Raw genomic sequence first — 18,519 nt, 5'->3', positions numbered from 1 at the left:
TCCCGCGATTTTTTTGCGGATGCCACCTCAGAGGAGAAAGAGAATGAAGATTGTGGAAGTGAAACACCCACTCGTTAAACACAAGTTGGGCCTGATGCGTGAGCATGACATCAGCACGAAGCGTTTTCGCGAACTGGCATCTGAAGTCGGCAGCCTGCTGACCTACGAAGCGACCTCTGACCTCGAAACGGAAAAAGTGACCATCGAAGGCTGGAACGGCCCGGTGCAGGTTGAGCAGATCAAAGGTAAGAAAATTACCGTGGTGCCAATCCTGCGTGCTGGTCTTGGCATGATGGAAGGCGTGCTGGAGCACGTACCGAGCGCGCGTATCAGCGTGGTGGGGATCTACCGTAATGAAGAAACCCTGGAGCCGGTTCCGTACTTCCAGAAGCTGGTGTCTAACATCGACGAGCGTATGGCGCTGGTGGTTGACCCGATGCTGGCGACCGGCGGCTCAATGATTGCCACCATCGACCTGCTGAAGAAAGCAGGCTGCAGCAGCATCAAAGTGCTGGTGCTGGTTGCGGCACCGGAAGGGATCGCGGCGCTGGAAAAAGCACACCCGGATGTGGAGCTGTACACCGCGTCTGTCGACCAGGGGCTCAACGAGCACGGGTACATCATCCCGGGGCTGGGCGATGCCGGCGATAAGATCTTTGGTACGAAATAATCGAATAACGATAAATAAGCCGGCTTTGAAAGTCGGCTTTTTTTTGAATAAAACACACATAACTAACCATCTCAGAGGAAAACACTATGACGCGCCGTGCTATCGGGGTGAGTGAAAGACCGCCGCTTTTACAGACTATCCCGCTTAGTTTGCAGCACCTGTTCGCTATGTTTGGCGCAACCGTGCTGGTGCCAATCCTGTTTCACATTAACCCGGCTACCGTGCTGTTGTTCAATGGTATCGGGACGCTGCTGTACCTCTTTATCTGTAAAGGTAAAATCCCGGCGTATCTGGGGTCGAGCTTTGCCTTTATCTCGCCGGTGTTGCTGCTGCTGCCCTTGGGGTATGAAGTGGCGCTGGGCGGTTTTATCATGTGCGGTGTGTTGTTCTGCCTGGTCTCTTTCATTGTGAAGAAGGCCGGTACCGGCTGGCTGGACGTGATGTTCCCACCGGCGGCGATGGGGGCCATCGTTGCCGTTATCGGTCTGGAGCTGGCAGGCGTGGCGGCGAATATGGCTGGCCTGCTGCCTGCTGATGGGCAGTCGCCGGACTCTAAAACCATCATCATCTCACTGGTGACGCTGGGTGTGACGGTATTTGGCTCCGTGCTGTTCCGCGGTTTTATGGCGATTATCCCGATCCTGATCGGCGTGCTGGCGGGTTATGCACTCTCCTTCGTGATGGGCGTTGTCGATACCACGCCAATTGCTCAGGCGCACTGGTTTGCCCTGCCAACCTTCTATACGCCACGCTTTGAATGGTTTGCTATCTTCACTATTCTGCCTGCCGCGCTGGTGGTTATTGCTGAACACGTTGGCCACCTTGTGGTGACGGCGAACATCGTTAAACGTGACCTGATCCGCGACCCGGGTCTGCACCGTTCGATGTTTGCAAACGGCTTCTCGACGATCATCTCCGGTTTCTTTGGCTCCACGCCAAACACCACCTACGGTGAGAATATTGGCGTCATGGCGATCACCCGCGTTTACAGCACCTGGGTTATCGGCGGCGCGGCAATCATCGCAATCCTGCTCTCCTGCGTGGGTAAACTGGCGGCAGCGATCCAGATCATCCCGGTTCCGGTGATGGGCGGCGTGTCTCTGCTGCTGTACGGCGTAATTGGCGCATCCGGTATTCGCGTGCTGATTGAGTCCAAAGTGGACTACAGCAAAGCGCAGAACCTGATCCTGACTTCCGTTATCCTGATCATCGGCGTGAGCGGCGCGAAGGTACACATCGGCGCGGCCGAGCTGAAAGGCATGGCGCTGGCGACCATCGTTGGTGTGGGCCTGAGCCTGATTTTCAAGCTGATTTCCGTGATCCGCCCTGAAGAGGTGGTGCTGGACGCCGACGAAAGCGAAAAAGCGTCACACTGATCGTAAAACCGGGTGGACGATCCGCCCGGTTCTCTCCTGGCAGGTTCCGTGCTAAACTCCGTTCCGATTTTATGTAAGATCTGGTTGAGGTACTTCTGAACGGACCGGCACAGCTCTCTCTGCCACTCTATCTCCCTGACGACGAAACTTTCGCGAGTTTCTGGCCGGGTGATAACCCCTCTTTACTGGCTGCACTGCAGAATGTGCTGCGCCAGGATCACAGCGGATACATCTATATCTGGTCACGCGAAGGCGCGGGACGCAGTCACCTGTTGCATGCCGCCTGTGCTGAGCTTTCAGCGCGGGGGGATGCGGTAGGCTATGTACCGCTGGATAAACGTACCTGGTTTGTGCCTGACGTGCTGGAGGGAATGGAACATCTCTCCCTGGTCTGCATCGATAATATCGAATGCGTGGCGGGGGATGAGCCGTGGGAAATGGCGATCTTTAACCTCTATAACCGTATCCTGGAATCGGGCAAAACCCGGCTGCTGATCACCGGCGATCGTCCGCCGCGCCAGCTGAATCTGGGGCTGCCGGATCTGGCCTCCCGACTCGACTGGGGGCAAATCTACAAACTGCAACCGCTGTCAGATGAAGACAAACTCCAGGCGCTTCAGCTGCGCGCCAGACTGCGCGGATTTGAACTGCCGGAAGACGTAGGGCGCTTCCTGCTCAAGCGTCTGGATCGCGAGATGCGCACGCTGTTTGATACGCTCGATCAGCTCGATCGCGCCTCCATTACCGCCCAGCGCAAGCTCACCATTCCGTTTGTGAAAGATATTCTGAAGCTTTGAGTTTTTTGCCCGGTGGCGCTGCGCTTACCGGGCCTACGGGATCGAATAGGCCGGGTAAGGCGCAGCCGCCACCCGGCTAGAGGTCTCCCATCAGGTGCTCAACCAGCAGCGGAATCGGCCTCCCTGAGGCCACGCTTCTGCCACCCTCACGCCACAGCGCCGTACCGCTAATATCCAGATGCGCCCACGGGATTGTCGGCGGGCAGAAGTGATGCAGCAGCCACGCCGCCGAGGCACTGATCGCCGCATTGTTGGGCGGCGTATTGCACAGATCGGCGATGGCGCTGTCGGTCTGCTTTTTCAGCCGCGCATCCAGCGGCAGGGACCACACTTCATCTCCGCTCTGTTTTCCTGCCTGCGTCAGCGCCTGGCGCAGTGGCTCGTCCTGGGTCATCAACCCGCTCAGCTCATATCCCAGCGCTTTGACCACCGCACCCGTCAGCGTTGCCATATCGATAATGTAGCGCGCCTGCGGATGGCGCTGGCTGGCCCAGGCGATAGCGTCTGCCAGCACCAGTCGGCCTTCGGCATCGGTATTGTTGATTTCAACCGTGGTGCCGTTGCAGGCTCTGGCTACCGTGCCAGGCTGCATGGCGTCCGGGCCGATGGCGTTTTCTGCCAGCGCCAGCACGCCCATGAGGCGCACGGGGAGCGCCAGCTCTGCAACGGTCAGCATCAGCCCCAGCACGTTCGCTGCCCCGCACATGTCATATTTCATGGTGTACATGCCCGCGCCATCCTTGAGCCACAGGCCGCCGGTATCGAAGGTAATGCCTTTACCAACATAGCAGCGCACCGGGCCGTCAGAAACACCGTCATAGTGAATAGCCAGCAGTCGTGGCGGGCAGGAGGCGCCTTTGCCAACGGCGTGAAGCAGCCCCAGACCCTGCTCAACGATCTGCTTTTCATCCAGCACTTCACAGCGCAGGGCAGGGAAGGCCGCGCACAATGTTTGCGCCTCCTGCACCATAAACTGCGGCGTGCAGCGGTCGGAGGGGATATCGGCCAGACGGCGTGCGGCGACCATTCCACGGCTAATGGCGAGCTGCTGGCGGAAGATAACGTCCAGCCGCGCCTGCTGTTCTGGCAGGCAGAGGGCGGTAACGTGCTCAACGCGCAAAGTGACATCGTCCGCTTTCTTCAGCTGCAGATCGCTAAGCCTGTGCGACTGATTAAAAAGAAAACGCAGGACCTGTTGCAGCACAACGTCGTCAATGTGGGTGACATCCAGGACCACGTCGGTACTGACGGGCGTGACCAGCAGCGGACGGAGTGCCGTAAGCAATCCTTCGGTAAGGCTATCCTGCCAGAGAGCATCCGGCACCAGCGTGATGCGTGCAAAAGGCGCACAGCCAAAACGGGTGTCGGCAACGGCATCTTGCCCGCGCATTTCCGCAATCAGTGGCGTGTCCGGCAACAGCGTAGACGTGCTGCGGGCGATGAGGTGGCCGTGTGGCTTTACGTCAGAAAGGGCGGTTATCAGCTGATACGTCATCATCATTACTCCTCAATCGGTGCGCGGATCCGTGCGGCATAGGCCTGCATCCATTCATCATCCACCGCCTGATAGTGCGTTTTTTCCCGCAGGCGTTCGGCGCGAAACACGGTCAGCGGCTGGCGTGCCGTCGCCACCACAAAGGAGAACGTTTTAATGTTGGTGGCGGCGCCAAATTCACCTTTGTTATTCATGCATACCACGGAGAGATCCCCCGCGCGGCCAAAGCGCGACATCAGCTTGTCTTCCAGCTCGAACACCACGGAATCTGCCGCCTGCTGCGGAGACATCCCCTGCGCCATGCGGCGAACAATTTCGTAGCTGGTGCAGCCTTTCATCAGATCTTCGCCCACGCCCGTGGCGGTGGCGGCGCCGGTTTCACTGTCGCAGTAGAAGCCGGAGCCGATGATCGGCGAATCGCCAAGTCGGCCGCGCTTTTTCATAAACAGGCCGCTGGTGGAGGTCGCCACGCTCATGGATCCCTGTTTGTCGAGACCGATAATCCCGACCGTGTCATGGCCATCGTAGGGGCTTAAGCCTTTATCCAGCGTCTCCCGGCAGCGCTTGCGGTAGTGCTGCATGGCCCGGTCGGTGAGCATCGTTTTGTCGGCAAAACCCTGGCTCAATGCCCACTCGCGTGCGCCCTGGCCGACCAGCAGGCTGTTATAGCGCTGGCGGCTTAACGCCTGCGCCACGCGTACCGGGTTGGCGATATCCACCAGATTTCCCACGGCGCCAAACGCCAGCGTGTCGCCGTCCATGTAGGCGGCGTCCAGTTCCACCTCGCCATTTTCGGTTGGTAGCCCGCCGTAGCCGACCGATTTATAGAACGGGAAGTCCTCGACGGCGGCAACGGCATCCACGACCGCGGCAGCCACCGGTTTCCCAGCTGCCAGCGCAGAGGCCGACTCGGTGACGCCTTCAAGCGCCATTCGCCAGGTGGCGATAATTCCCCACATGCTTTACTCCTGTTTTGCAAGGGTGGTGTCGGTTTGCGTCACGGTGGCAATCTCCGCGGCGCGGTACTGTTTATCCACGATACGCATGAATGGCAGATACAGCATGGCGCCAATCAGCAGGTTGATAAGCTGCATGATGCTGCCGCTGAGATGCCCGGTGACGATAAAACCGCTGATAACAGGCGGCAGCGTCCAGGGGATAAACACCCCGGTGGTGACGGCGACCGCACCAATTTTCATTGCCACGTACTGCACGGTGACCAGCACCAGCGGCACCAGATTGAACGGAATGAGCATGATCGGGTTCATGATCACCGGCAGGCCGAACAGAATCGGCTCGTTGATGTTAAACACCGAGGCCCCCGCGCCCAGGCGTGCCACTTCGCGCATGTTTTTACTGCGGGCGAAAATCAGCATCGCAATCACCAGCGACAGCGTGGCCCCTGCGCCGCCCATCCAGATCATGTCAAAAAACTGTTCGGTGATAATGTGCGGTGGGGTAGCGCCGGCCTGAATGGCGGCGATGTTATCGGTCTGGTTCTCCATCCACAGCGGGCGAATAATGCCGTTGATCATCGAACCGGAGTTAATGCCCACTGACCACAGAATGGTGATGCTGAAGACCGTCATCAGCGCGCCAAAATAGGAAGTGCCGTAGTGGCGAACCGGGGTTGCTACTACCTCGTAAATAAACTGATGGATGGTGTTGTAATGGGTGTTTTCAAAGCCGATACGGATCATCAGCACCAGGATCATCACCAAGAGGGCAGGGATCAGCGCCCCGAACGACTCCTGCACCGCAGGCGGCACGCCATCCGGCATTCTGATAACCAGTTTTTTGCGCTTCAGCCAGCAGAACAGCTCCGTCCAAAGCAGAGAGCCAATCATCGCCACGAATAACCCTTTACTGCCAATCCACTCTACCGGCATGACGGTGATGCCACCCTGTTCCGCCACTTTGATAAAAGGGGTCAGGATCAGAAAGGCGACCAGCGCCAGAATGCCGCAGGAGATACGGTCTTCGCCATAGTGTTCAGCCAGGCGATAGGCGACCAGGAAGCTGATAAACAGCGACATGGTCGAGAACACCGCGTTGAACGGGATTTCGATAATCGCGCTCCAGCTTTCCCCAAACGCCTGAGACATAAACTGCTGATAGGTTTGGTTGGGGAAGGAGGAGATCACCAGCAGGATAGAGCCGACGATGATAAACGGCATGAATGAAACGTAGGCACCGCGAATGGCACCAAGATGACGCTGCTGGGCCGTTTTGGCCGCCAGCGGCATCAGTTTTGCTTCAAGAAATCCCAGAACATTGTTCATTGTGAACTCCGTACAAGATTGAGAGGTATTGTTTATGTTATCTCTGGGGATTATCAGTGAAGCGCGGCGTGCGAAAGGTGAAATCGGTCACAAAGCAATCGCTGGTGTATTATAAATCTCATAAGATTAGTTCTGGAGTTTGTTGCGATGGAAATCAAACTGCACGCCAATGCGACCACGACGCCGCGCATCCGTCGTTATCTTCAACAGTCGGATAAGAGCGACAGAGAGCTGGCCGTCGAGCTGGGTATTTCGGTCACCACCGTCAGACGCTGGCGCAATCGCGACCAGGTGTCGGATAACCATACGGCGCCTAAAGTGATACACAAAGCGATGAGACAAGAGCAGGTTGCGCTGGTGAATGCCCTGCGTGACATCCTGGGCGCACCGTTGGACGACCTGCTGCTTATGGTCAACGACGTCCTGGGGATCGCTGTTTCCCGCGCCACCCTGAACCGCTATCTCAAACCAGCCGCTGCAAAGCAAAAAGGGGCCCCCTTGCAGGGGAAAAAGGCGCTGAAAGCGGGTATTACGCCCCATACGCTGGAACTGCACCATTTGCCTTTGTCGCTGCATATGGACGACGGCGGGGAGCAGCATCTGCTTTGGGCGCGAGAGCCGGTGAGCGGCTGGTGCTATGCCCGGCTTTATGCGGGGCTGTCGCCTCAACGACTGAATACCTGGACGCAGGAGGTGCTGGCGGCGTGTCCGGCTGCTATACAATCTATTGAGACTTTTGGTTTTGAGGCGACGCTGGCTGTTAACGACATTGCGGTGAAGGCACATCAACGTACCTGCAGTGCACTTCAGGTGATGGTGCCCTTACGCGATATTATTCCGCGCGTAAATGTGGAACCGGCGGGGGCGCTATTGATGACCTTGTGCGAGTTTTACAACCGGGGTAAAGCGCAGAAAAAGCTGGGGGAAAGTACGCCGCAGGCCTTTCTGGAAGGGCTGCGGCGCGAGGTTTAAAGAATGTCGAGCACATCTTCCGGCGGACGCCCGATGCGCGCCTTGCCGTTTGCCACCACAATTGGGCGTTCAATGAGCTTCGGATTGTCAACCATCGCCTGCACGAGCTCAGCTTCAGTGAGACGCGGGTCGTCCAGGTTAAGTGACTTATAGAGATCCTCTTTCTGGCGCATCAACTCACGTGCACTGCCCATGCCCAGCATATGAAGGAGCTGGCGGATCGTCTGCGCGTCAGGCGGTGTCTCCAGATACAGCACTACTTCAGGCTCTACGCCGTTGGATTTCAGCAGGCTGAGGGTGTCGCGGCTCTTGGAGCAGCGAGGGTTATGGTAGATTTTTACCGCGTCAGTCATATTTTCTTCCTTTTTACATCTTTTCGTACGGCTTGAAGCGCTGCTGTAGCGCGCGCAGCTGATCGATACGCGCATCGTAACGGGCCTGTTGCAGGCTGCCAAGTTTGACCTGCGAACTGGCGCTGCTGAGCATCGAAATGGCCTGATCCAGACGCCCCACCAGGGCAAACCCTTCGGCACGTGCCGCCAGCTCCTGATCGCGGTTGCCCAGCTGGGCTTCTGCCTGAGCGAGCAGATCCCAGCCGTTTTGATCGTCTTTATTGTCGAAGGTGTAGCGGTTCAGAATGGTGGCCGCTTCACCCGGCTGGCCGCCCTGCAGATAAGCGTTCGCCAGGTTAAGCTGCAGCACCGGGTTGGTCCGCACCTCTTTGGCACCTTTCAGGCGGTTAATCGCATCGGCAGGTCTCTTCTGCCCCAGATCGATATCCGTGGAGAGGTCGAGATACCACGGGTTATTCGGGTCGGCGGCCAGCAACGGTTGCAGCGTTTTTCGCGCTTCGTCGTATTTGCTGGCTTCCATCGCCTGCAGGGCACGACCGTATTGCGCCGCGTTCTTCTCGCGCACGTTGCCTTTTGCCAGGGCATCCAGCAGGTCGCTGGTGAGCTGGTTGCGCCCGGAATTGTACATGCCCAGCGTTCTCACTTTCGCCATGTAGAAATCCTGTGAGGATTGCACCACCACCGGACGCATCTGATTAGCACGGTTACGCGCATCGGACAGACGGCTTTCCGGTAACGGGTGGGTGAGCAGAATTTCGGGTGGACGTGACGAGTAGCGTGCCTGATCGAGCAGTTTTTCCAGGAAGCTGGGCATGGCCTGTGGGTCAAAGCCCGAGCGCTGCAACACCTGGATGCCAATGCGGTCCGCTTCCTGTTCGTTTTGCTGGGTGAAACTGATCATCCCCTGGCGCGTGCCTGCCAGCGTGCCGGTTAATGCGGCCATCCCGGCCTGCGGACTGGCCATCGCCAGCAAAATAGAGCCCAGCGCACCCACCCAGGTCAGGGGCGCGTTGCGTTTCTGGTCTTCCATCGCACGGGCCAGATGGCGCTGGGTCACGTGGGAAATTTCGTGCGCCATGACCGACGCCAGCTGGCTTTCGTTATCGGAATAACGGAATAACGCCGAATGCAGCACCACGTTACCGCCAAAAAAGGCGAAGGCGTTGATTTCGTCGTTATTGATTAAATAGAAGTGGAAGGGGGTTTTTACCGAGTTGGCGTGCGCGACCAGGCGCATCCCCAGACCATTAATGTACTGCACCAGCAATGGGTCATTGATCAGCGGAGCACTGCCGCGCAGCTGGCGAACATAGTAATCACCCATCTGCATCTCCTGACCAATGGAGAGCGTGCTTCCTGCTGTGGTGCCCATGTCCGGCAATGAATCGGACGAATCAGCGAAAGCTGGCAACACCTGACCGACCGTTACGGCGGCAATCAGTGTCGCAACCACTGTTTTTTTCAACTGCCTGAACATAACCACTGTCCTGTATTTTGGATGTGCTAATTTGACCGATGAACCCGCATATCGTTCATCTCCACTGCCCTGCGAGTGTAGCCGTGTTGTGGCATGAAGAAAATCCCATTCATCAGGCTTTTGCGGATTGTGACAGCGATACAAAAAGCGAAAGTCTTTTTTGTGACAGTTAGATACAATTCACCTTCTGACTCCCGTCATTCGATTCAGGGAAGGGTTGTATGCTCGAAATGTTAATGCAGTGGTACCGGCGCCGGTTTAGCGACCCGGAAGCCATTGCTTTGCTGGTTATTCTGGTTGCCGGGTTCGGTATTCTGTTCTTCTTCAGCGGCCTTCTGGCACCACTGCTGGTGGCCATTGTGCTGGCCTATCTGCTGGAGTGGCCAACCGCGCGGCTGGAGAATATCGGCTGCTCCCGACGCTGGGCGACCAGCATCGTGCTGGTGCTGTTTGTTGGCATTCTGCTGTTGATGGCGTTTGTGGTCATGCCCGTCGCCTGGCAGCAGGGGATCAACCTGATCCGCGATATGCCCGGCATGTTAAATAAGCTTTCTGATTTTGCCGCCACGCTGCCGCGTCGTTATCCGGCGCTGATGGACGCGGGGATCATCGATGCGATGGCCGAAAACATGCGCGCCCGCATCATGACCATGGGCGATTCGGTGGTGAAATACTCCCTGGCGTCGCTGGTTGGGCTCCTTACGCTCGCCGTCTACCTGGTGCTGGTGCCGTTGATGGTGTTCTTCCTGGTGAAGGACAAAGACCAGATGCTCAACGCCGTGCGGCGTATTCTGCCGCGTAATCGCGGGCTGGCCGGGCAGGTGTGGGAAGAGATGAATCAGCAGATCACCAACTACATTCGCGGCAAGGTGCTGGAGATGATTGTGGTTGGGGTCGCGACGTGGATTGGCTTCCTGATCTTCGGGCTTAACTACTCGCTGCTGCTGGCGGTGCTGGTGGGGCTGTCGGTTCTTATTCCGTATATTGGCGCTTTTGTGGTCACCATTCCGGTTGTTGGGGTCGCGCTGTTCCAGTTTGGCCTGGGCACCGAGTTCTGGAGTTGCTTCGCGGTGTACCTGATTATTCAGGCCCTGGATGGCAATCTGCTGGTGCCGGTGCTGTTCTCAGAAGCGGTGAATCTGCATCCGCTGGTGATTATCTTATCGGTGGTGATTTTCGGCGGGCTGTGGGGATTCTGGGGCGTGTTCTTTGCTATTCCGCTGGCGACGCTGATTAAAGCCGTCGTCCATGCATGGCCGGATGTGCCAGCGGTGGAAGAGAAGTAGTTTTTGTGCGGCCTGATGCCCTTTTCTCACGGGGGGAGAGGGGGAAAACACTAAAAACGGCAACCAGGTTGCCGTTTTGCATTTATCTTGTAGGTCGGGTAAGGCGAAGCCGCCACCCGACACTCACTTTCAGGCACTTTGTTTCAGCCAGTTCAGCACCACGTCGTGGTGGTTGCTGGTTTTGAAGTCGTCAAAGACATGTTCCACTTTACCGTCAGCGTCAATCAGGAAGCTGATGCGGTGAATGCCGTCATAGGTTTTGCCCATAAACGTCTTCTCGCCCCAGACGCCGAACTGCTCACAGACCTGATGATCTTCGTCGGAAAGCAGCGTGAAGTTCAGCAGCTCTTTTTCAGCAAATCGTGACAGCTTTTCTGGCTTATCGGTGCTGATGCCCAGCACTTCCACGCCGGCTTTTTTCAACTCATCCATGTTGTCGCGTAAGCCGCAGGCCTGCACGGTGCAGCCCGGGGTCATGGCTTTCGGGTAGAAATAGACCAGAACACGCTGTCCCTGGAAGTCGGTCAAATTTACTTGCTCACCATCCTGATCCGGTAAGCTAAATTTCGGTGCGATGTCACCGGCTTTCAGTGGGTTCATTACTCAACTCCATCCTGTTCATGCTGCGAATAATTTACGACGCTTATACTGCCTTGCGCGTGTAATTCTGTACAGAGGGCTTTGAACGCTTGCTCGATATTTGACGCATCCTGTGATGCAGGACTGTGGGCGGTGATTTGAATAAAGAGGGTAGGAACGGCACTCTCATCAGCCGGTTGTGTGCGGGAAACCAGCTCGGCAATGTTCATCTGATGGCTGTCAAACAGAGCGGTAAAACGCTCAATCAGATGAGGGGAATCAGGAACTTCAACCTGTACCCAGACGGTGGCAGGCATGGCCGGACGCGGACGCGCATTGGTGCGTTTCATCACGATCAGCAAATCCAGCTCCGCGCCTTTCAGCGGCAGGGTAGATTCGATAAGCGTGATGGCGTTCCATGTCCCGGACAGCAGCATAATAAACGTGAACTCTTCGCCCAGCATCGCCAGACGGCTGTCCTCGATATTACAGCCGCAGCTGCTCACGTGGCGGGTAATGGTGTTCACGATACCCGGCCTGTCAGCACCCAGCGCAGTGATAACCAGGTAATGTTGTGATGAGGTTGTCAAACCTGTTCTTCCTTTGCTTGGTTAAGTCTTCCTAAGGAAAGCATAAAAAAAACATGCATACAACCGCCTGAGGGCCTCAGGTCGCTTGCTTTTATTACAGTTCCAAACGTACCATTGAGGCTCTTGTTCGCACAGAGGATGGCTCATGTTCACGGGAAGTATTGTCGCGCTTGTAACACCGATGGATGAAAAAGGTAATGTCTGCCGGTCAAGCATGAAGAAGCTGATTGATTACCATGTCGCCAATGGAACCTCGGCGATCGTTTCGGTAGGGACTACCGGTGAATCTGCAACGCTGAGCCACGAAGAGCACGGCGATGTGGTGATGTTGACCCTCGAACTGGCTGACGGACGTATTCCGGTCATCGCGGGAACGGGCGCGAATGCAACCGCAGAAGCGATCAGCCTGACCCAACGTTTTAACGACAGCGGCGTTGTTGGCTGTCTGACGGTCACCCCTTACTACAACCGTCCTACTCAGGAAGGTTTGTTCCAGCATTTCAAAGCCATCGCTGAACATACTGACTTGCCACAAATTCTGTATAATGTGCCGTCCCGTACTGGCTGCGATATGCTGCCGGAAACCGTTGGTCGTCTCTCGAAAGTAAAAAATATTATCGGGATTAAAGAGGCGACAGGGAACTTAAGCCGCGTTCATCAGATCAAAGAGCTGGTTTCAGACGACTTTATCCTGTTGAGCGGTGACGATGCGACCGCGCTGGACTTCATGCAGCTCGGTGGTCATGGCGTGATCTCCGTAACGTCGAACGTTGCGGCCCGCGATATGGCGGAAATGTGCAAGCTGGCGGCGGCAGGTCACTTTGATGAAGCCCGTCTCATTAATAAACGTCTGATGCCGTTGCACAATAAATTATTTGTCGAACCCAATCCGATCCCGGTGAAATGGGCATGTAAGGAGTTGGGACTTGTAGCAACCGATACGCTGCGTCTGCCAATGACACCGATTACCGACCACGGTCGTGAAATCGTCACTGCAGCGCTGAAGCATGCCGGTTTGCTGTAAAGTTTAGGGAGATTTGATGGCTTATTCAGTACAGAAGTCGCGCCTGGCGAAGGTTGCGAGTGTTTCGCTTGTTATGCTGCTCGCTGCCTGTAGTTCAGACTCGCGCTACAAGCGCCAGGTGAGCGGTGATGAATCCTATCTGGATGCGACCCCGCTTGCTGAACTTCATGCACCGGCTGGCATGATCCTGCCGATTCAGAACGGCGATTATAATATCCCCGTGACCAACGGCAGCGGCCCGGTGGGCAAAGCGCTTGATATTCGTCCGCCAGCACAGCCTCTGGCGCTGGTGAGCGGGGCGCGCACCCAGTTTACCGGTGATACCGCGTCTCTGATGGTGGAAAGCGCACGTGGCAGCACGCTGTGGCCACAGGTGGTGAGCGTCATTCAGTCGAAGAACTACACGATTGACAAGCGTGATGACGCCAGCCAGACGTTAACCACCGACTGGATCGAGTGGAACCGTCTGGATGAAGACCAGCAGTACCGTGGTCGTTATCAAGTCTCCGTTAAACCGCAGGGCTATCAGCAGGCGGTTACCGTTAAGCTGTTGAACCTGGAGCAGGCGGGTAAACCGGTGGCGGATGCTGCCTCTATGCAGCGTTACAGCACTGAAATGCTGAACGTGATTGCTGCGGGCCTGGATAAGAACGCCACAGACGCGGCTAACGCCTCACAGAACCGCAACGGCATGACGTTTGATGTCCAGAGCGGCGCGGATGATACCGGCCTGCCAATGCTGGTTGTTCGTGCGCCATTCAACCAGACCTGGCAGCGCCTGCCAGCGACGCTGGAGAAAGTGGGCATGAAGGTGACCGACAGCACGCGTTCAACCGGTAGCATAACCGCAACGTATAAGCCGCTGTCCGACAGCGCATGGCAGGAGCTGGGCGCACGCGATCCACAGCTCGCTTCCGGCGACTACAAGATTCAGGTAGGCGACCTTGATAACCGCAGTAGCCTGCAGTTTATCGATCCGAAAGGTCACACGCTGACCCAGTCGCAGAACGATGCGCTGGTCGCGGTCTTCCAGGCTGCATTCAGCAAATAAATACGAGGGCTGGTGAATCCAGCCCTTTTTATTTTCGTGCTACGCAAACGTGTGCGTGGCATAATATGCCCAGTTTTGAACACAAATCATCACACCAGGAGTAATCAAGATGCAGAAGCAAGCTGAGTTGTATCGTGGCAAAGCGAAGACCGTATACAGCACGGAAAACCCGGATCTGTTGGTGCTCGAGTTCCGCAATGATACGTCAGCAGGGGATGGCGCACGCATTGAGCAGTTCGATCGTAAAGGCATGGTGAACAACAAGTTCAACCACTTCATTATGACCAAACTGGCTGAAGCGGGTATCCCGACTCAGATGGAAGCGTTGCTGTCCGATACGGAATGTCTGGTGAAAAAACTGGATATGGTTCCGGTTGAGTGCGTCATTCGTAACCGTGCCGCGGGCTCCCTGGTGAAGCGTCTGGGCATTGAGGAAGGCATCGAGCTGAATCCACCGCTGTTCGATCTGTTCCTGAAAAACGACGCCATGCACGATCCGATGGTCAATGACTCCTACTGTGAAACCTTCGGCTGGGTGAATAAAGAGAACCTGGCGCGCATGAAAGAGCTGACCTACAAAGCCAACGACGTGCTGAAAAAACTGTTTGATGATGCTGGCCTGATCCTCGTCGACTTCAAGCTGGAGTTCGGTCTGTTCAAAGGCGAAGTGGTACTTGGCGACGAATTCTCACCGGACGGCAGCCGTCTGTGGGACAAAGAAACGCTGGATAAAATGGATAAAGACCGTTTCCGTCAGAGCCTGGGTGGCCTGATTGAAGCGTACGAAGCAGTGGCTCACCGTTTAGGCGTTAAGCTCGACTAACTCCCTCATCGCCAAAGGATGTTCATATCCTTTGGCGTCTTACCTTTGTTTCCTATGGTAATCTTGCCGTTAACCGCCTACGATCATAGCTATTATTAATGGAATAGTTCGAGGTAGTTATGCGCTGGCAAGGGCGTCGTGAAAGTGACAATGTAGAAGACAGACGTGGTGATAGCGGTGGCGGCCCTTCCATGGGTGGCCCCGGTTTCCGTTTACCCAGCGGAAAAGGCGGAATCATTCTGCTGATTGTGGTGCTGGTTGCGGGTTACTACGGGGTCGATCTCACCGGGTTAATGACCGGTCAGCCGCTGCAGCAACAGCAGCAATCTCAGCGCTCCATCAACCCAAATGAAGATGAAGCGGCCAAATTTACCTCCGTTATTCTCGCGACCACTGAAGACACGTGGAGCCAGCAGTTTGAGAAAATGGGGCGCAACTACCAGCAGCCGAAGCTGGTGATGTACCGTGGTGCGACCCGCACTGGCTGCGGCACCGGACACTCGGTGATGGGGCCGTTCTACTGTCCGGCAGACAGCACCGTCTATATCGATCTCTCTTTTTATGATGACATGAAACGCAAACTCGGTGCCGACGGTGATTTTGCTCAGGGCTACGTGATTGCGCATGAAGTGGGGCATCACGTGCAAAAATTGCTGGGCATTGAGCCTAAGGTTCGCCAGCTTCAGCAAAACGCCTCGCAGGCAGAGGTCAATCGCCTTTCCGTGCGTATGGAGCTGCAGGCGGACTGCTTCGCGGGCGTCTGGGGTAACAGCATGCAGAAGCAGGGCGTGCTGGAATCTGGCGACCTGGAAGAGGCGTTAAATGCCGCAGAGGCCATTGGTGACGACCGTCTCCAGCAGCAGAGCCAGGGCCGGGTTGTGCCGGACAGCTTCACTCACGGGACGTCAGAACAACGTTACACCTGGTTTAAACGCGGTTTTGACAGCGGTGACCCGGCGCAGTGCAATACCTTCGGTAAAGCCATGTAATGGTGGCGTTTGACCAACTGATTAGCCAGCTTGAGCGCACCGGCCAGCGTCGGCTGGTGGTGCTCAGCGGTGATGCGCAGTGGTCCCTGGCGCAGGCCGGGGCGCTGCGTGATACGCTTTCCGGGGATTGGGTGTGGCTGGATGAAAACCCTTCCCGGGAGATAAGCGGGCTGCTGGGGCGCGAGTTCCGGCATGCTGTTTTTGATGCCCGCGTCGGGTTTGATGTCTCAGCCTTTGCCGCCCTGAGCGGAACGCTGCGTGCCGGGAGCCTGCTGGTACTGTTGGCCCCCCCGCTTGCGGTGTGGGCAGACACGCCCGACAGTGATTCCCTGCGCTGGAGCGACAGCGCGGAACCCATCCCCACGCCGAATTTCATTCGCCACTTTTGTCAGACGATTACCCGCGACCCCGATGCAATCGTCTGGCAGCAAAACCAGCCGTTAACCCTTCCTCCATTTCCTGATGCCCCTGACTGGCAACCCGCTAACGGTGCACCCCAGCGCGAGCAGGCGGAGATCCTGCAGGCACTTCGTGCAATGCCGAAAGGCGTTGCGGCCGTTACCGCCCCGCGCGGGCGGGGAAAGTCGGCGCTTGCCGGCATGCTGCTGAACAGCATTGAGGGCAGAGCAGTTGTCACCGCACCGGCAAAGGGAGCAACGGAGGTCATCGCACGGTTTGCGGGTGAACATTTTCACTTTATGGCACCGGATGCGCTGCTGGCCTCCTCACACCATGCCGACTGGCTGATTGTCGATGAGGCGGCGGCCATACCCGGCCCTGTGCTGGAGAAGCTGGTTGCGCGCTTTCCACGGGTACTGTTAACCACGACGGTACAAGGGTATGAAGGAACCGGAAGAGGGTTTTTGCTTAAATTCTGCGCGCAGTTCAGCGCCCTGCAGCGTTATACCTTATCCACCCCCGTTCGCTGGGCTGCGGGATGTCCGCTTGAGCGGGTAGTCGCCAGCGCACTGCTGTTTGACGACACGCTCATCGACCAGCAGCCGAAAGGAGAGGTGCAACTGACCTCTCTGGCCCCCGACGCATGGGAGCACACGCCTGCACTCGCCGCGAGTGTCTACGAGCTGCTTTGTGCGGCTCATTACCGTACCTCGCCGCTGGATCTGCGCCGTATGATGGACGCCCCCGGTCAGCACGTTGCCGTCGCGCAAACGGACCCGGTCATTGCGGGCGCGCTGTGGCTGGTAGACGAAGGCGGGTTAAGCCCGGCGCTAAGTCGCGCAGTATGGGCGGGTTTTCGTCGACCTCGCGGCAATCTTGTCGCGCAGTCTCTGGCCGCGCATGGCGGCACGCCTCTGGCAGCAACGCTGAAAGGTCGACGGATCACGCGCATCGCTGTTCACCCTCACCGGCAACGGGAAGGGATCGGCCGGGCGCTCATCCACGAGGCCTGCGGGGAGGATTATCTCTCGGTGAGCTTTGGCTTTACCAATGCGCTGTGGCATTTCTGGCAGCAGTGCGGCTTTGAGCTGGTACGGATAGGCAGCCACCGCGAAGCCAGCAGCGGCTGCTATACCGCAATGGCATTATTGCCGCAAAGTGAGGCGGGGCATCGTCTGTGTGAACAGGCCCGGCTGCGCCTGCATCGCGATGCGCGCGTCTTATCATTGTGGAATGGCGAAAAGATCCCGGTGGCAGATGAGTGGGAAGCTACCCTTAATAGTGACGACTGGCTGGAGCTGGCAGGCTTTGCCTTTGCACACCGGCCCTTTGCTACGTCCGTTGCCGCATTGACGCGTTTGCTGCTCGCCGTCGATCTGCCGCTTCCGGCCCTGCGCGGTAAAATTGAGGCACGAAGAGAGGACGCTGCGCTCAGTGATGAACTGTCGCTCACCGGGCGAAAAGCGGTGCTGGCAAGATTACGCGCTGAAACGGCGCAGGCCCTTGAATGTCTTGATAAAGCACGCAGTCAGCAGCTCAAAAGTGACATTTTGCAATGGCAATTTTTTCAATGACTTCTTCAGTAAAGTGGCATGGTCATTCCCCCCGCAAGGCGTAGAATCCAGGTCATCAATTAAGGAGACCGCCATGAAACACGATCATTTTGTTGTTCAAAGCCCCGACAAACCGGCTAAACAGTTACTGTTGCTGTTTCATGGCGTTGGCGATAACGCCGTCAATATGGGAGAGATTGGTCGCTGGTTTGCACCTGTTTTTCCTGAGGCGCTGATTGTCAGTATCGGCGGCGTGGAGCCGTGTGGCCCTGACGGACGGCAGTGGTTCTCCGTTCAGGGCGTGACGGAAGAGAACCGTCAGGCGCGTATTGATGCCATTATGCCGGTCTTTATCGAAACCGTGCGTTACTGGCAGCAGCAGAGCGGCGTCGGTGCCGACGCGACCGCGCTGATTGGCTTTTCACAGGGGTCAATTATGTCGCTGGAGAGCGTGAAAGCAGAGCCGGGTCTGGCTTCGCGCGTGATTGCCTTTAACGGCCGTTTCGCGACGCTACCGACGAGCGCGACCACGCAGACGACGATCCACCTGATCCACGGTGGCGAAGACCGGGTGATTGAGCTTTCGCATGCCGTAGCTGCGCAGGAAGCCCTGATCCGGGAAGGCGGGGATGTGACGCTGGATATCGTTGACGATCTGGGTCATGCGATTGACGATCGCAGCATGCAGTTTGCGCTCGACCATCTGCGCTATACCGTACCGAAGCACTACTTTGATGAAGCGCTCAGCGGCGGTAAGCCGGACGATGATGATATTGTTGAGTTTATGTGATTATTTCCCCTCA

General features: G+C 56.8%; 18 protein-coding genes. 11 read left to right on the top strand and 7 right to left on the bottom strand.

Going from position 1 to position 18,519, the window contains the following annotated elements; all coding sequences use genetic code 11:
- Positions 1-43 precede the first annotated feature (43 nt).
- From upp to ECL_RS18830, 3 genes are all read left to right on the top strand, one after another.
- A complete protein-coding gene (gene upp / locus ECL_RS18840) occupies positions 44-670 on the top strand; it encodes a uracil phosphoribosyltransferase (protein WP_003860560.1) in 627 nt (208 codons plus the stop codon).
- Between the two features lie 86 nt (positions 671-756).
- Positions 757-2,046: a uracil permease gene (uraA, locus tag ECL_RS18835; RefSeq protein WP_013098238.1), complete on the top strand. Its 1,290-nt coding sequence runs from the start codon at positions 757-759 to the stop codon at positions 2,044-2,046.
- A gap of 95 nt (positions 2,047-2,141) precedes the next feature.
- Positions 2,142-2,843, top strand: coding sequence for a DnaA inactivator Hda (locus ECL_RS18830; protein ID WP_211944493.1), 702 nt, complete (start codon positions 2,142-2,144; stop codon positions 2,841-2,843).
- 76 nt (positions 2,844-2,919) lie between these two features.
- Here ECL_RS18830 and ECL_RS18825 read toward each other — a convergent pair whose 3' ends face one another.
- The 3 genes from ECL_RS18825 to celB are packed head-to-tail and all read right to left on the bottom strand — an operon-like array spanning position 2,920 to position 6,620.
- Positions 2,920-4,341 (bottom strand): leucyl aminopeptidase family protein, encoded by a 1,422-nt coding sequence (locus ECL_RS18825; RefSeq protein WP_013098236.1) that lies wholly within the window; start codon positions 4,339-4,341, stop codon positions 2,920-2,922.
- 2 nt (positions 4,342-4,343) lie between these two features.
- On the bottom strand, positions 4,344-5,297 hold the full coding sequence (locus ECL_RS18820; RefSeq protein WP_013098235.1) for a glycosylasparaginase: 954 nt from the start codon (positions 5,295-5,297) through the stop codon (positions 4,344-4,346).
- A gap of 3 nt (positions 5,298-5,300) precedes the next feature.
- The gene (celB, locus tag ECL_RS18815; protein WP_013098234.1) at positions 5,301-6,620 is read right to left on the bottom strand and encodes a PTS cellobiose transporter subunit IIC; all 1,320 of its coding nucleotides are present in this window, start codon (positions 6,618-6,620) and stop codon (positions 5,301-5,303) included.
- A gap of 147 nt (positions 6,621-6,767) precedes the next feature.
- Here celB and ECL_RS18810 point away from each other — a divergent pair, with 147 nt between their 5' ends.
- On the top strand, positions 6,768-7,592 hold the full coding sequence (locus tag ECL_RS18810) for a hypothetical protein (protein ID WP_013098233.1): 825 nt from the start codon (positions 6,768-6,770) through the stop codon (positions 7,590-7,592).
- On the opposite strand, the gene arsC is transcribed toward ECL_RS18810, so the two are convergent.
- Positions 7,589-7,945 carry an arsenate reductase (glutaredoxin) gene (gene arsC / locus ECL_RS18805; RefSeq protein WP_013098232.1) on the bottom strand — a complete coding sequence of 119 codons (357 nt, stop codon included), beginning with the start codon at positions 7,943-7,945 and terminating at the stop codon, positions 7,589-7,591. The genes ECL_RS18810 and arsC overlap by 4 nt on opposite strands.
- A gap of 13 nt (positions 7,946-7,958) precedes the next feature.
- A complete protein-coding gene (bepA, locus tag ECL_RS18800) occupies positions 7,959-9,422 on the bottom strand; it encodes a beta-barrel assembly-enhancing protease (RefSeq protein WP_013098231.1) in 1,464 nt (487 codons plus the stop codon).
- A 221-nt stretch (positions 9,423-9,643) separates the two neighbouring features.
- Here bepA and ECL_RS18795 point away from each other — a divergent pair, with 221 nt between their 5' ends.
- A complete protein-coding gene (locus ECL_RS18795) occupies positions 9,644-10,708 on the top strand; it encodes an AI-2E family transporter (RefSeq protein ID WP_013098230.1) in 1,065 nt (354 codons plus the stop codon).
- Between the two features lie 129 nt (positions 10,709-10,837).
- Here the strand turns inward: ECL_RS18795 and bcp are convergent, their stop codons facing one another.
- Both bcp and ECL_RS18785 read right to left on the bottom strand, forming a co-directional pair.
- The gene (bcp, locus tag ECL_RS18790; protein ID WP_013098229.1) at positions 10,838-11,308 is read right to left on the bottom strand and encodes a thioredoxin-dependent thiol peroxidase; all 471 of its coding nucleotides are present in this window, start codon (positions 11,306-11,308) and stop codon (positions 10,838-10,840) included.
- On the bottom strand, positions 11,308-11,877 hold the full coding sequence (locus tag ECL_RS18785; RefSeq protein ID WP_013098228.1) for a glycine cleavage system transcriptional repressor: 570 nt from the start codon (positions 11,875-11,877) through the stop codon (positions 11,308-11,310). The genes bcp and ECL_RS18785 overlap by 1 nt, the downstream gene beginning before the upstream one ends.
- 145 nt (positions 11,878-12,022) lie before the next feature.
- Here ECL_RS18785 and dapA point away from each other — a divergent pair, with 145 nt between their 5' ends.
- The 6 genes from dapA to ypfH all read left to right on the top strand — a co-directional run bounded on the left by dapA (position 12,023) and on the right by ypfH (position 18,506).
- Positions 12,023-12,901 carry a 4-hydroxy-tetrahydrodipicolinate synthase gene (gene dapA, locus ECL_RS18780; protein WP_013098227.1) on the top strand — a complete coding sequence of 293 codons (879 nt, stop codon included), beginning with the start codon at positions 12,023-12,025 and terminating at the stop codon, positions 12,899-12,901.
- Positions 12,902-12,917: 16 nt separating this feature from the next.
- On the top strand, positions 12,918-13,952 hold the full coding sequence (bamC, locus tag ECL_RS18775) for an outer membrane protein assembly factor BamC (protein ID WP_013098226.1): 1,035 nt from the start codon (positions 12,918-12,920) through the stop codon (positions 13,950-13,952).
- Between the two features lie 109 nt (positions 13,953-14,061).
- Positions 14,062-14,775 carry a phosphoribosylaminoimidazolesuccinocarboxamide synthase gene (gene purC, locus ECL_RS18770; RefSeq protein WP_008501631.1) on the top strand — a complete coding sequence of 238 codons (714 nt, stop codon included), beginning with the start codon at positions 14,062-14,064 and terminating at the stop codon, positions 14,773-14,775.
- 119 nt (positions 14,776-14,894) lie between these two features.
- Complete coding sequence (gene ypfJ / locus ECL_RS18765) at positions 14,895-15,764, top strand: KPN_02809 family neutral zinc metallopeptidase (RefSeq protein WP_013098225.1); 870 nt, start codon at positions 14,895-14,897, stop codon at positions 15,762-15,764.
- Positions 15,764-17,737: a tRNA(Met) cytidine acetyltransferase TmcA gene (locus ECL_RS18760; protein WP_013098224.1), complete on the top strand. Its 1,974-nt coding sequence runs from the start codon at positions 15,764-15,766 to the stop codon at positions 17,735-17,737. The genes ypfJ and ECL_RS18760 overlap by 1 nt, the downstream gene beginning before the upstream one ends.
- Before the next feature lie 73 nt (positions 17,738-17,810).
- Positions 17,811-18,506, top strand: coding sequence for an esterase (ypfH, locus tag ECL_RS18755; protein WP_013098223.1), 696 nt, complete (start codon positions 17,811-17,813; stop codon positions 18,504-18,506).
- Positions 18,507-18,519: the final 13 nt, after the last annotated feature.

It is taken from the genome of Enterobacter cloacae subsp. cloacae ATCC 13047 (assembly GCF_000025565.1).
GTDB lineage: Bacteria > Pseudomonadota > Gammaproteobacteria > Enterobacterales > Enterobacteriaceae > Enterobacter > Enterobacter cloacae.
The sequence above is the reverse complement of the archived record's forward strand: the minus strand, read 5'-3'. Positions and strand labels throughout refer to the sequence as shown.